This is a genomic window from Streptomyces sp. NPDC058008 (assembly GCF_042886395.1).
In the GTDB taxonomy this organism is placed as follows: domain Bacteria; phylum Actinomycetota; class Actinomycetes; order Streptomycetales; family Streptomycetaceae; genus Streptomyces.
The window spans coordinates 32,018-46,195 of sequence record NZ_JBHVQX010000049.1 but is presented as its reverse complement, the minus strand read 5'-3'; the positions used below and the strand labels follow the sequence as shown (position 1 = coordinate 46,195).

General features: G+C 69.6%; 9 protein-coding genes and 1 pseudogene. 7 read left to right on the top strand and 3 right to left on the bottom strand.

Annotation, left to right across the window (positions count from 1 at the left end; all coding sequences use genetic code 11):
- Positions 1-43: 43 nt before the first annotated feature.
- On the bottom strand, positions 44-2,332 hold the full coding sequence (locus ACFVS9_RS32800) for an FAD-dependent oxidoreductase (RefSeq protein ID WP_383116562.1): 2,289 nt from the start codon (positions 2,330-2,332) through the stop codon (positions 44-46).
- 348 nt (positions 2,333-2,680) lie between these two features.
- Between ACFVS9_RS32800 and ACFVS9_RS32795 the strand changes: the two genes are divergently transcribed.
- From ACFVS9_RS32795 to ACFVS9_RS32780, 4 genes are all read left to right on the top strand, one after another.
- Complete coding sequence (locus ACFVS9_RS32795) at positions 2,681-3,607, top strand: carbohydrate ABC transporter permease (protein WP_383116561.1); 927 nt, start codon at positions 2,681-2,683, stop codon at positions 3,605-3,607.
- Positions 3,607-4,527, top strand: a complete 921-nt coding sequence (locus tag ACFVS9_RS32790) for a carbohydrate ABC transporter permease (protein WP_383116560.1) — start codon at positions 3,607-3,609, stop codon at positions 4,525-4,527. Before ACFVS9_RS32795 ends, ACFVS9_RS32790 begins: the two co-directional genes overlap by 1 nt.
- A 64-nt stretch (positions 4,528-4,591) precedes the next feature.
- Positions 4,592-5,893 (top strand): extracellular solute-binding protein, encoded by a 1,302-nt coding sequence (locus ACFVS9_RS32785; RefSeq protein ID WP_389938423.1) that lies wholly within the window; start codon positions 4,592-4,594, stop codon positions 5,891-5,893.
- Positions 5,894-6,120: 227 nt separating this feature from the next.
- Entirely contained in the window at positions 6,121-7,425 is a 1,305-nt protein-coding gene (locus tag ACFVS9_RS32780) for a BNR-4 repeat-containing protein (RefSeq protein WP_383116558.1), read from the top strand.
- Between the two features lie 710 nt (positions 7,426-8,135).
- Here ACFVS9_RS32780 and ACFVS9_RS32775 read toward each other — a convergent pair.
- Together ACFVS9_RS32775 and ACFVS9_RS32770 are read right to left on the bottom strand one after the other, a co-directional pair.
- The gene (locus ACFVS9_RS32775) at positions 8,136-8,468 is read right to left on the bottom strand and encodes a hypothetical protein (protein ID WP_383116557.1); all 333 of its coding nucleotides are present in this window, start codon (positions 8,466-8,468) and stop codon (positions 8,136-8,138) included.
- A 204-nt stretch (positions 8,469-8,672) separates the two neighbouring features.
- Positions 8,673-11,066, bottom strand: coding sequence for a Helicase associated domain protein (locus ACFVS9_RS32770; RefSeq protein WP_389938420.1), 2,394 nt, complete (start codon positions 11,064-11,066; stop codon positions 8,673-8,675).
- Positions 11,067-11,490: 424 nt separating this feature from the next.
- On the opposite strand from ACFVS9_RS32770, the pseudogene ACFVS9_RS32765 reads away from it, so the two are divergent.
- The 3 genes and pseudogenes from ACFVS9_RS32765 to ACFVS9_RS32755 form a co-directional block, all read left to right on the top strand.
- Positions 11,491-11,667: pseudogene (locus ACFVS9_RS32765) on the top strand (TetR/AcrR family transcriptional regulator); the annotation flags it as partial.
- A 571-nt stretch (positions 11,668-12,238) separates the two neighbouring features.
- Positions 12,239-12,823 carry a DinB family protein gene (locus ACFVS9_RS32760; protein ID WP_389938416.1) on the top strand — a complete coding sequence of 195 codons (585 nt, stop codon included), beginning with the start codon at positions 12,239-12,241 and terminating at the stop codon, positions 12,821-12,823.
- Positions 12,824-13,193: 370 nt separating this feature from the next.
- Positions 13,194-14,135 (top strand): MBL fold metallo-hydrolase, encoded by a 942-nt coding sequence (locus ACFVS9_RS32755; RefSeq protein WP_389938413.1) that lies wholly within the window; start codon positions 13,194-13,196, stop codon positions 14,133-14,135.
- Positions 14,136-14,178: the final 43 nt, after the last annotated feature.

Below are 14,178 nucleotides of genomic sequence, written 5' to 3'. Positions count from 1 at the left end.
GGCGGGGGCTGAACAGCCCCCGCCGGACCCCTTCGCCGTGCGGCTACGCGCCGTACGCCTTGAGGGCGATCACGTGCGCGTGCCGTGCCCCGTGCGTCGCGTCCACCACGAGCCGTAGCGCGCCGGTGCGTACGGGGCCGCCGTCCAGGTCCTTCACCGCGTGCACGCGGTGGCGGCGCCGGTTGTCCTTGACCGTCAGGAGCGTGTGCCACGTACCGGCGGCGTCGCACCTCTGGACGCGGTAGTCGCGTACGAGTTCCGGCATCACCTCGTACGGGGTGCGGTGGCGGTGCAGGTTGTTGAGGTATTCGTCGACGTCGTCGTCGAACACCAGGCGGACCTCGGTGAGGTCCTGCTCGTCCTGCCAGTCGAGGCGGAGCCACTGGGCCTCGTCCTCCCGCGCGGAGGACCACATGTTCGGTCCGCCGTAGGGACGTTGGTATCCGCCCACGGCCCGTTCGGGGTGGAACGCCCCGGTGTCGGGGGCCGCCCGGAAGGCGAAGGTCTGCCGGCGCAGGCCGCGGGCCTGCCACTCCAGGACCAGCTGGCCGTCCTCCTCCGGGATGTCGTGGTCGACGCCCGCGTCCCCCTCGGCCTTCCTGCGCAGGGCGAGGACACCGTCGGTGCGTTCGGGGAGGAGGACCAGGGCCGTGTCGGCACAGGCCCGGACGATGAGGATCGCGTTCCGGGGTGTGCCGGGGCGGTGGTCGAGCCGGGCCGTGACCCAGTGGGGACCGCCGGACGGGACCGTGACGGTGGTCGTCAGGAGGTGGTCGGCGGGAACCGCGTTCTCGGGCCGGCCCGTGCTCCACAGCTCCACGGTGAGTTCACTGGACCGGCCGTCCGGGGCGCCGTGGACGAGCAGGTCGACCGTGTCGAGCGCCGGGTCGACCGGCAGCAGGAGGGCCAGGTCGCGGGTGAGGGGGTACGGGGTGCCGGGCTCGTCCCGCGTGGGTTCGGCGGCCAGCCGGGTCAGGTGCGAGGAGGCGGTGACGCGGGCCGCCCGCGCCAGGTTTCCGGGGTCCTCGTCGGCGAGGCCGATCACGGAGGCGTCCTGGCGCAGCAGGGTGCGGCGCACCAGGTCCGCCCGTCCGGTGGCGAGTTCCCGCGGCGTGATGCCCTCGGCGACGCACAGCGCCGCGGCGGTCCCCGCGGCCTCGCCGAGGGTCGCGCAGGTGGCCATGACGCGGGTGGCCCCGAAGGCGATGTGGGTGGCGGAGATGTTGCGCCCGGCGAAGTGCAGGTTCGTGACGTTCGCGGAGTAGAGGGAGCGCAGCGGGATGTGGAAGATGCCGTCCGCGTACCGCTGGCGCGCGCCGGGCTCCTCGGCGTACATGCCCTGGACGGGGTGGAGGTCCACGGACCAGCCGCCGAAGGCGATCCGGTCCTCGAACTGGCGCTGCTCGAGGATGTCCTGCTGGGTGAGGACGTGATCGCCGAGGAAGCGGCGGTACTCGCGCTTCCCGGGGAGACTGCCGACCCATTCCAGGGTGAGGTTCGCCGCGTCCGGGAACAGGCCGGAGTTCTTGATGTGGTCCCAGACACCCATGATCACGGCCTGGAGCTCGTCGCGGATGCGTTCGTTGTCGTGGACCGTGTCGAGCTCACCGCCCCACTCGATCCACCAGTAGTCACAGCCGTTGTCCCCGGTGCGCAGGATGCGGTTGCGCAGGATGGGTGTGGTCGACAGGTCCTTGGCGTAGGCGGGCGGTACGAACTTCACCGGCCGGCCCGTGTCCCTGGTGTGGAAGAGGGTCGTCGAGCCGAGCAGCGCCCGGTCCGCCTCGGACGGTGCCCAGGGCTCGTCGAACTCGCTCCGCGCCTCACGGCCGATGCGGTAGCGGGCGCCGGCGAGGTGGCCGACCAGGCCGTCTCCGGTGCAGTCGAGGAACTGGTTCGCACGGAAGGTGATGCGGCGCTCCGAGCCCATCATCCAGCCGGTGCAGGAGTGCACCTCGCGGCTGTCGGCCGGGCCGCTCGCGTCGACCTCGCGTACGTCGGTGTTGAGGTAGAGGTCGATGTTCGGTTCGGCGCGCACGGCGTCGAGGACGACCTGGTCCCAGTAGTAGGGGTTGCCCTCGGGGTTGCGGTACTGGTTCTCGGTGTACAACTCGCCCATGATCCCGGTCTCGCGGGCCCAGCGGTGCACGCCGTGTGCGGTGGCGCCGCAGACCCAGACACGGATCTCGCTGCTGGCGTTGCCGCCCAGGACCGGCCGGTTGTTGACGAGGGCGACGCGTCGGCCGAGGCGGGCCGCGGCGATGGCCGCGCAGGTCCCCGCCAATCCGCCGCCGATCACGGCGATGTCGTAATGGACCTCTTCTTCCCGCACGGTGCGGCCTCCTTGGTGTGAAGCTCGGATACTCCTCCGTCGCAGGCGGAGCGCCTTGAACGTACATCACATCCATATTGTGCAACCACTGTTCAATCAATGGGATTCGCTGTAAGTTCCGGTTGCGGCCACCGACCTGGCCGCCGTGAGCCGAAGTGCAACTTCATGGCAGGTGGGGCGTGCTCGCCGGTCCCGCACAGAATCGGCGATTCACCGACGAAAAGGGTTGACGCCATCGCACGATATGGAGAACGATCCCGCATGCTGCAACTTGCATTCATCGCAGCAGGGACGACGACGTTCACGCAGGGCACCGGCGCTCCCGCCACCACTTGAGAGGACAGACCCATGAGTACGGCCGCACCTCCCCAGAAGGCGCCCCCGCCCCGCGAGCGGAGCGGGGGACGGCTCTCCAACGGTGCGTTCGCCCTGCTGCTGACCGCGCCGGGCCTCGCCCTGTTCGCGGCGATCATCTTCTACCCGCTGCTGTCGGCGCTGTTCACCGGCTTCTTCAAGCAGGATCTGCGACTGCCGGGCCGGGAGTTCGTCGGCCTCGACAACTTCGCCTACTGGCTGGACGGCGACTTCCTCACCATCCTCGAACAGACGCTGGTCTTCACCGTCGGCGCGACGCTCGTCCCCTTCGTCATCGGCTTCGCCCTCGCACTCGCCCTGAACACCGGCCTCAAGGGCAGCGGCTTCCTGCGCGGCCTGTTCCTGTTCCCCTGGGTGATCCCCGGCGTGGTGGTCTCCTTCCTCTGGATGTGGATCTTCAACGCGAACTACGGGGTCCTCAACGGCGTCCTCATGGAGACCGGGATCCTCGACGAGTCCGTCGCCTGGCTCGGCCGCCCCGGCACCGCGATGCTCGCCGTGATCGTCACCAAGACCTGGGCCAGCTTCCCCTGGATGATGGTCATGCTCCTGGCCGGTCTGCAGACCGTGCCCAAGGAACTGCACGAGGCCGCCTCGATGGACGGGGCCGGCTCGGTCCGGCGCTTCTTCGCCGTGACCTGGCCCCAGGTCCGCGGTGTCGCCTCGATCGTCCTCCTGCTGGAGTTCATCTGGAACTTCCAGCACTTCGACACCATCTACGTCCTCACCGGAGGCGGCCCCGCCGGCACCACCGAGACGTTCGCGACCGCCGTCTACCAGACCGCCTTCAAGGGCTTCGACATCGGCCGGGCCACCGCGCTGGGCGGACTGTGGATGCTGCTCCTGCTCCTCCTCGTCGCCGTCTACCTCAGGATCACCGAGCGGAAGGGCGACGCCTGATGACCTCCACCACCTCCACCCCGCTGCCCGCCGTCGACCGGCCGCAGCCGTCCGCCGCCCGGGCCGGGCGCAGCACCCGGCGCCGCATACGCAAGGACCTGCTGCGCTCGCGGATCGCCGCCTGGAGCGCGGTCGTCGTCATCGGCGCCTTCGGCCTGCTGCCGGTCTACTGGCTGCTCGCCACCGCGCTGAGCACCCCCGAGTCGACCTTCCAGTTCCCGCCGAAGCTGATACCCACCGACCTCACCCTCAGCAACTTCACGGCCCTGGCCGAGAACGACCAGCTGATCAAGTACATGGTCAACTCGCTCGTCGTGGCCTCGATCACCGCCGTGCTGAGCGTCGTCGTCGCCACCTACATGGGCTACTCGTTCTCCAAGTTCCGCTACCGCGGCCGGCGGTCGCTGATGCACCTGGTGCTGGCCTCCCAGATGTTCCCCCAGGCGCTTCTGCTGGTGACGCTCTACACCGTCTTCTCCAGCTTCGGCATGCTCAACACGTACAGCGCCCTGGTGCTCTCCTTCACCACGTTCACCATGCCCCTGTGCGTCTGGATGCTGAAGGGCATCTTCGACACGATCCCGGACGCCCTGCTGGAAGCGGCCGCCATCGACGGCGCGTCACGGTGGCGGACGCTGCACTCGATCGTGGCGCCGCTGGCCGCGCCGGGGATGATCGCCGCCGGGCTCTTCGCCTTCGTGCGCGGCTGGAACGACTTCATCTTCGCGCTGACCCTGGCCGACAAGGAGAAGCAGACCCTGCCCCCAGGGCTCGTCTCCACCTACATCGGCGAGTTCCAGACCGCCTGGCCCCAGCTGATGGCCGCCTCGCTCGTGGTGTCCGTCCCTGTGATCGTCGCGTTCATGTTCCTCCAGCGCTATCTCGTCGGCGGCATGACCGCCGGTTCGGTCAAGAGCTGAACCCGCAGGCCCGGCCCGCGCCCCCACCCACCTTTCCTCCCGCACATTTCCCCATGGAGAGATCATGACCACCTCTGGCATCAGCCGGCGCGGCGCGCTGCGCATGTTCGGTATCGGCGCGCTCGGTGTAGCGGGCGCCGGTGTGCTCGGCGCCTGCGCGCCCTCCGGCGCCGGCGCCCCCTCCAACGGCGGCGACCCGAAGTCCAAGAACTTCGACTTCACCTCCTGGTCGCTCAACGAGGAAGCCGCCAAGCCCTCGATCGAGAAGATCATCGCGGCGTGGGAGAAGGCCGAGCAGTCGAAGATCCGCGCGGTCTCGTACCCGTACAACGAGTACCTGAGCCAGCTCACCCTCAAGCTCGGCGGCGGGGAGACGACCGGTGCGGTGCACCTCGACATCGCCTGGCTCGCCGCGATGGCGCAGATGGGCAAGCTGGTCGACCTCGGATCGGTGGCCGGCAAGGGCGGCTACACGGACGTGGCGCTGAAGAGCGGCATGTACGACGGCAAGCAGTACGGACTGCCGTGGAACACCGGATCGATCGGTGTGATCGCCAACTCCCAGCTCCTGGAGAAGGCCGGGATCAAGAAGCACCCCACCACCGTCGAGGAGTTCGAAGCGGCACTGGTCGAGCTGAAGGGCCTCGGCGGCGGGGTGGTGCCGTACGCCGCCGCGACCAAGGTCGCCCAGCTCAAGGACATCTTCCCGTGGATGCAGACCTTCGGCTGCAAGCTGCTCGACGGCGGGAAGGTCACGATAGGCGACGACGCCTCGATCGACGCGGTCACCTGGTACAAGAAGCTGCACGACAAGAAGCTGATCGCCGCCGACGTGGACCGCTTCGACGCACGCGCCCTGTTCGGCCAGGGCAAGGCCGCCTTCTACGACGACGCGATCATCGGCAAGGGCGTGACCTCCGCCCAGTCCAAGGACAGGACACTGGCCGCTTCCATGCAGCCGATGGAGCGTCCGGTACTCAAGGCCGGCGACACTCCGCAGGCGCTGCTGTGGGGCGGCGTGATCGCGATCGTCAAGGGCAAGGGGCAGGACGCGGCAACGGAGTTCGCGCTGCACACCACCACCGACCAGGCCACCACCTCCGCGTACTTCTCCGCCCGCGCGCTGCCGCCGTCCACCACCGCGGGTCTGGCCGCTCCCGAGGTCGCCAAGGACACCTTCACCACGGAGTGGACCCAGAAGATCACCAGGACGGCGACCGGCAGCCCGTTCTGGCAGTTCGCGCAGAACGCCCAGATCGAAGAGGCCGTCGCCAAGCAGGTCCAGGCCGTCCTCGTCGGGAAGTCGAAGCCGAAGGACGCGATGAAGCAGGCCGGCGAGGAGGCCGCCGCGCTCATCAAGCGCTGAGTCCGGAGCGCTGTGGTCCGGGCCCGGCGAGGAGGCCGCCGCGCTCGTCAGGCGCCGGGTCCGCAGCGTTCGTGGTCCGGGCCCGGCGGGCGTCACACGCTCTGCCGGGCCCCGCCACGTCCCCCTCGCCACCCCACCCGCCCGCGGACCGGCGGGCCCGCTCCCGGGCCGCCGCCGTCCGTGTCATCCCGCACGCCCGCACACACATACCCGCGAAGGAGCTCATCTTGCGACGCCCTACGGTACGTATGTACGCCGCCTCGGCCCTGGCCCTGGCCGCCCTCCTCCTGCCCGCCCCGGCCGCGGGGGCCGACACGGCGCGGACCACGGCGGCCGCGGCGACGGTGATCGAGAAGGTCCCGTACGCGATGGACTCGTCGAACCAGGCCGCCTGGTGGACGCCGGTCGCCACGTACAAGGGCCGCGGGCAGTACACGTACTTCGCCTTCAACGAGCCGGGCTCGACGGCCGCGACGCACCGGCCCGCCATCGCACGGCGTGACCCGGACGGGGCCTGGAGCCGGCTGCCGCTGCTGAACAGCGACGGGCAGCAGGCCGAGTTCCCCGACGACAACGGCCACAACCAGCCGTCGGTCGCCCGCGACGGCAGCGGCCGCCTGCACGTCTTCGCCTCCATGCACGCCGACTCCTGGCGCTACTTCCGCAGCCAGGCCCCCGGCGGCGACGTCACCGACCACGCGTCCGGACTGCCCGACCAGGGCGTGGGCATCACCTACCCGATCGTGACGACCGCGCCCAACGGCGACCTGTACCTGGCCGCCCGCGTCGGCACCGGCTACGACCAGCGCCCCGGCAAGCTGTACCGCTGGGACAACGCCAACTCCCGCTGGGGTGTCGTGGCGACCTTCGCGAGTGCGCTGTACCGCTCCGTCTACCCCGACGACATCACGGTGGACGCCTCCGGCCGCGTACACCTCCTCTACGAGTGGGCGAAGGCACCGGCGACCGCGTTCCGCCACCAGCTCTCGTACCTGACCTACGACCCGTCGACCGGCGCCTTCGCGAACAGCACGAACACGACCGTCACCACCCCGGTCACGCCTGCCACCTCCGACGTCATCCAGAACCTCACCGCGGGCGAGGAGTGGAGCGTCGACAACGCGTACACCGGTCCCGCGGTGCAGAGCGCCAAGCTCACCCTGGACGGCTCCACCCCGAAGGTCGCCTACCGCTACCGCTCGGCGGACAGCGGGGGCCACTTCCGCGTGTACTACGCCTATCCGAGCGGGGGCGGCTGGGTCGGCAAGACCGTGTACGCCGGCGGACAGACCGCGGCCGCCCTCGGCATCACCTGGGACGGGACGGACACCAAGCGCGTCTACTACGTGACCACCTCGGGCACCGACCGGGTCTTCTCCGCGACCCAGACGGCGGACGGGACCTGGACGGCGCAGTCCGCCGCACCGGGCGTGAGCGCGGACCGGCTCGCGGTACGACGGGACTCGGACGGCCGCGACGTGCTCTACCTCCCGGACACCGCACACAACACCCTCTACTACGCGACCCGTTGAGCACCCGGCGAACTGCTCCGCCACTCACCCTCCAACCCCCTGGGTGAAGTTCGGCGCGCCGTCAGGGAACGTGACCGCACCCCCGGGCCCGGTATGACCCGGGGGGTGCGGTGTCACCGGGCCCGGGAGGTGCTGACGGGAACGCCGACGAACGGTCCGGCCACCGCCCGGCGGGTGGGTGCCCCACGTCCTGGGCTGTCGCACCAGGACGTGGGGCAGGCGCTGCACTGACAAAGGCCTGGGCGCGACCCGCGTCCTCAGGCCGGCCGGTTCGAGTCGCGCTTTCCGGAACGTGGCGGTTCGATGCCGGACCCGGCGGGCCGCCGGACAGCCGGGCCGACGGGTAGACGGGTAGACGGACAGTCGTGCCGCCGGACCTCACCCGAACCGTGCACCGTGCAGCCTGCCTTATGGGCAGCACCTGAACCGTGCCGCCGGTGACAGCGTCGCTGAACGGGCCGGCCGCGTGGCCGCCCGGCTGTCTGCCGGCTCCGGCAGACAGCCAGGACAGGGCATGCCGGGAGTCCCCGGCGTGGGCCCCGCCAGCAGGGTCATCGGGATGCACGGTGATCGGCCGACGGGATGCGGGGCAGGTACGGTCACCGACCGCTGGTCGCCGCAAGCGTGTCGCTGACCTGCGGGTATGTATCACCGCTGGGTCTCTTGCGGGTGTCGGTCGTGCCCGTTCCGGCTGTCGTGCCCGTTCTCGGCTATGAGGTGATGCCGTTGTCGGGTTGTTCGCAGCCGAAGAGCCCGACGACGATCAGTTTGCCCGGCCGGTCGGGGTCCGGCCCGCTCTTGAGGAGAGCGCACTGCCACCCGGTGCCGGAGTCCGCCGATTTGATGGTCCCGGCCCCCTCGTAATCAGCCGGGCTGCCGGTGCAGCCGTCGCCCGCGACACGGTTGATGCTGTCGACCAGCAGGGTCTGGCACGTATAGACCGGATCAGCGTCCGCGGCCTGAGCCGGACCCGTGGAGGCGAGAACGGCGGGCGCCGTCATCAGGACTCCGCTGATCAGGACGCCCGTAACAGATCTGCGCATGTGTGATCTCCCAGCAGGAACAATCAGGTCTCGGACCTTCATCCGACCAGCCCCCGCACACCCCTTGGCCCCATTGGTCCATCTACGGGCATTTCGTTCTCCCGCGTCTCGGGAAGCCCGTCAGCCCGTCCACCACGAACGGCCCCAACCCGGGCCGCACCAGCACCAGCACCAGCACCGACGAGACCCGCGCCCACCCCCCAACTACGCCCGCGCCCACTCCAGCCCGAGGTCGGCGAGTGCGGCGAGCCTGTCGGCGCTCAGCTTGGCCCGACGGCTCCTGCTGTTGGACAGGAACACCCCGAGCCGGATCTCCACCCCATCCGGCAACGCCTCCACGTGCCCCCTCGGGACCGTCACGGAACCGGTACGAGCCTTGTACTGCGCCAGAGCCGCCACACTCCGCTCGAAGGCACTCACGGGCGTAGTGGACGGCTTCGCGGGCACCTCCCCCTCCGGTGCCGGGGCGAAGGGGGTGATGCCGAGCTGTCCCAGACGCTCACGCTGTCCCTCCGCCAAAGCTCCCCAGACCTCCGCCTTCCGCTGCCGGGCAAGCCACTTCCCGATGTCCATGCCGTGGACCGTGAACCCCGGCAGGACCTCCACCGGCCCTTCCTCGCCACGCAGAAGCTCCCGGAGCGCAACGTAATGCCGCTGCCACCCCGCCTCCCACGCCGGGTTCCAGTCCTCGTCCACGGCCTCCAACGCCGCCCTCCACTCAGGACGGCCGTCCAGCACACCGGGACGGCGGAGGTTGGACAGCCACTGGCCCACCGACCTGTCCAGCACGGTCGCTGACCTCGGCGCGCACAGGGTCCAGTGCTGCTCGTAGTACGCCTTCGCGGCTTCCAGGTTCTCCTGGAAACGCTCATCCGCCGGCGACCAGACCATCCCCAACTCCTCCAGCCGCCTGGCACGCTGCCCGACCATGCCCCCCGCCCCGAACACCCGCCGCTGCTCCGCAACCCACTGCCCGAGCGGATACGCGCCCTCCCGGTGTCCGTACGGGACCCTGGCGTGGGCCTCACGCGAGGTGAACTTCTTCAGCGCCGCCCATCCGCGGGCCCAGTCCTGGCGCTCCGTGTCGATCACGTTGAACGACACCCACTGCGCGACCATCACAGGATCCCGTGGTGCGGCGAAACGGAGCAGCAACCGGGATTCCTCCTGCCCTTCCTCAGGTGCGGAGCCGATGGACACGGACGGCTGCACGACGTCCTTCTGCGGCTCCTGCGGAACAGCCAACAGCTCGACGGCCTCTTCGTCGTGAGCCCTCAAACCCTCAAGAACGCGCACCAGAGGCCGATACGACCCGGAGGTGAACATGTCCTCCGGCTTCTCTCCCGGCTGAAGGAAAACCGGCACGATCAAAGAGGCCACCTTGCCCTGCCCCGGCTCCTGACGCAGCGCCCGCCCGATGGCCTGGACGATGTCGTGCGGCGCCCCCTTGGGATCCAACAGGGCCACGGAGTCCACGGCCCGGATATCGACACCCTCACCCAGGACACGGCAATTCGACAGGACGGCCCGCAGCGCAGTGGTCCGGAAGCTGCCCAGAACCTCCCGCCGACGCACCGGGACGTGCTCACCGCACAACCAGTCCGCCCAGATCGCCGACGGGTACTTCTCCGGCCGGCCGGCGCCCAGCCGGGCAGCCACACGCCCCAGGCCCTCCGCGTACGCCTGCGCCTCTATCGTCCGATGATGGAACGTGATGCACGACGCCAGCCCATGCTCCGCCATGGTGTGGAGCAGCCCCGCCTGCAATGCCCCCAGCCGCTGCCCCCGGACCTCCTCGCCACCACGCTCCTCACCCATCAGCCGCTCCGGAGTGACGACCGGGTCCTGGAGCTCCAGCACGATGATCTGATACCGCGCCAGCAACCCACGCGAGACGGCCGACGCCAGCGAAAGCTTGTACAGGACGGGCCCGAACACGGTCTCGTCGTCCATGGAGGCCGCCATCTCCCGGGGCAACGCGTCCCGCACCCCCTCGCCGACGTCCCAGTTGGGCCGCTCCTGCCAGATCCGCGGAGTCGCCGTCATGTACAACCGCCGCGCGGCCGGAATCACGCTCTGGCCGTGGACCCCGGCCCAGGCCTTCCCCATCGACCCGCTCGTCCTGTGCGCCTCATCGACCACCGCGAGGTCCACCGGGTCCAGCCTCTGGCCGTAGGCACCTTCGAAGGCCTCCGCCAGCACACTCAGGGACGCGTACGTCGCATAGATGGTCACCGGCCCGGAGCCGTGCCACAGGGCCAGCTGCACAGGATTCGTCGTGGAACGAACCCGCAGGTCCCACAGATCCGGGTCATCGTGGAGCGAGCACACGGCAACCGCCGGCCCCGTGTGCCCGACCTCGTGCCACGCCTTCACCGTCTGCGCCAAGAGGTCCAGCGTCGGCACCAGTACGAGAATGCGGCCCCTGGGCGCGATCCGCTTCGCCGACGCTGCGGCAATAACCGTCTTCCCCGTGCCGCACGCGGCGTGCACCTGCCCGCGAAGACCGTTCCAAGGAATACCACCCGACGGAATGTCGAAGCCCCGCACAATGGCGGCAACTGCCTCGATCTGGTGGTCACGCAGCTTGACAGCCATGCTCCGTGTTCTCCTTGTCGCGATGCAGTGCGTAATCGGAAACGAAATCCCTGCGCGAGGTGTGCGGCGCTGAGGTGTAATCCATTGTTCCTGATACTACAGAGTCGGCCTTTTCCCTCCTGATCAGGTGCCGAGTCCGAGGCCGCGACGGCCGCCCGGACGTCGGCTGTGAGCCAGGCGGTACCGCAACGGAGCTACCCCCCCCCAGCAGCCGCCAGCGCCTGGGGGATCGCCATGGCGCGTTCACCGGGGACGACGATCCTCGCGAGGTCCCGGCCATGACACCGGCACCCGCCGGCCCCGCAGATGCTTGCCCCGGACCGAGGCACGGACCGAGGCACGGATCGGGGCACGGATCGCAGGGCCTGCGCCCCGGTACGCCGCATCGGCCCGGCACTTGACGTCCTCCACGGCACGAGCGACGGGAACCGAGCCGGACCAGGCGTCGGCGCGGGCGGCGCTGTGCGCCTCGGCCGTACTGGGACTCGCGCTGAGCCGCCATGTTCTGCGGTTCCCGGCGCGCGTGGCGCTCAGCCGTGAGGAGATCGTGGACTGGCTCGGACCCACCGTTTCTCGGTATCTCACCGAGCCCAAGCCCTGAACGTCGCATGGAGGGGTGCTGACACGGGAGTTCACGTCGGCACCGAACCGGTGCGGGGCCGGTGTCCCGTGTTTCGCTCGGGTGCGACCGTCGACGAAGTCCTCGCCCAGGTCGGGCTCGTCCAGAAATGTGAAGTGACTGGCCAAGAACAACGCGAAAAGGCGCAACCAGGGTCACAAGGACTTAGTCCTTTTGCTCTGACCGTCAAACGCGTTCTTTTTCCTCACGTTCATCCTGTTGCGACTCAGCCCGGTCCCGATGAAGAGTACCCATGCGACAATGGCCGCTTTTGCCGTTGGGGAATCTGCAACACCCAGGGCTGTTGCCGTCATCGATATCGCGACCCCGACGGCGCACCACAGGAGCGCCCACGCCAGGAGTCGCATGGAGAACCTCAGCACGTACCTACACCCTTTCGGCCTCTGCCCTGTCTCACGTGGCAGGTTCCGTCAGTTTCTCAAGCAGCCCCGGGTGGTGGCTGTGGACGTGGCCGGGCTTCGGCCCTGCCGGTCACGGTGGTCCACGTACGGGATCTTGAGGTCACGAGTGGCCCATGGCAGGCTCATGCCGCATGATCGACGAATTCGCGAAGGCCAACCTGCACGAGAGACTGCGGCGGGACCGCGAGGCGCTGCTCTGGAAGCTCGACGGCCTGTCCGCATACGACGTCCGCCGACCCCTGACGGTGACCGGGACCAACCTCCTCGGTCTGGTCAAGCACGTGGCCGGCGTGGAGGCCAGGTACCTGGGAGAGGTCTTTGGCCGGCCGTCCCCGGAACCGCTGCCCCGGTGGCAGGACCACGACGGCAGCGATCTGTGGGCGGCCGAGGACGAGACCCGCGGTCAGATCATCGAGTCGTACCGGCGCGCGTGGGAGCACTCGGACACGACGATCGACGAGCTTGCCCTCGACGCCCCCGGCCACGTCCCGTGGTGGCCGGAGCCCTATTGCGACACGAACCTGTTCGCCGTCCTGGTCCACGTCCTCGGCGAGACCAACCGGCATGCCGGGCACGCCGACATTCTGCGCGAAGGCATCGACGGCCGAACCGGGATGCGCCCGGAACGTGAGATGCGGATCGATGAGGACGCCCGCACCGCCTACCGCGCAAGGATCGAGCAGGCCGCCAGATCGGCGGCGTCAGGCAAGGCGTAGAGGGTTGTCCCACGTCACTCGATGTGCTGCCCTGGGCGTGTGTGCTGATCTGTCGAAGCGTCCGGTTCCTGATGAGACCGGGGAGCGGGCCGCCCTGGTACGGCCGTCGTGCGCGGCCCGACCGCAAGGTGGCGGGACCGCTCCGTAGGACGAGCGCGCCGTGTTCACCGCAGTGGTGAACGTGCCGACCAGCGGCCGTGCGGGGCGGCGTCTGCCGCCACGGCATGTGCGGGGCCACCGAGGCCGGCCCTCCAGGGCGCACCGGCACACAGGCGGAGTAACTCCAGCGGTACCGGACCGGCCCGGGCCGAAACACACTGCTTCGCGTGAAGGCTGGTACGCCGAGCCACCGAAGCCCGATGATGCTCGCATGAAGGCACCGTTCAGCCGGCCGAGCCTGCGTCCCTACCTGCCCTACCGACAGCGCGCCGCGAAGGACGAGGGCGGGCTGACCGCGCACTTCCTGGGTACCAGCTCCGTGCTGCTGCGGGACGGACAGACCTCGGTGCTGAGCGACGGGTTCGTCACCCGCCCGGGGATCCTGCGCGTGGGAGCGGGCAAGATCGTCCCGAGTCGAACACTGGTCCGGGCCGCGATCGAGCGGCTGCGAGTGGAATCCCTCGCCGCTGTGGTGTGCGCGCACTCGCACTACGACCACGCACTCGACGCGCCGGTGTGGGCCCTCGAAACGGGCGCCGAGCTGGTCGGATCGGAGTCCACCGCCAACATCGGGCGTGGTCTGGGCCTGCCGGAATCATCCCTGAGGCTGGTCCGGGACGGCGACACCGTCACCTACGGGAACTTCACCCTGACGTTCCTGGACTCCCTGCACAGCGCCGGCGACCACTACCCAGGCACCGTGGACCGGCCCTTGGTACCCCCGGCCCGCGCCGGCTCCTGGAGGACCGGCACCGCCTTCAGCGTGCTCGTCAGCCACCCCGAAGGCCGTGTGCTCCTGCACGCCAGCGCCAACTACCGGCCCGGCGCACTCCGCGGTCAGCAGGCCGACGTCATCTACCTGGGAGTCGGCCAGTTGGGCAGACAACCCGTGGAGTTCCTTCACCGATACTGGGACGAGGTCGTGGCCGAGACCGGCGCCAGGCGGGTCATCCCGGTGCACTGGGACGACTTCTTCCTCGGCCTGGACCGGCCGTTGCGGCCGATGCCCTACCTGTTCGACGACCTCGGCACCACCATGAGCAGGCTGCTGCCACTGGCCCACCGTGACGGCGTCGAGGTCGTCCTGCCCCTTTCCTGGCAGCGCTGCGCCCCGCTCAGCGGTATCGCTCGAACCACGTCGCCAGAGGTCTGATCACCTTGGCGGACCGGTGCTGCGCGCGCCGACGCGGCTGTCC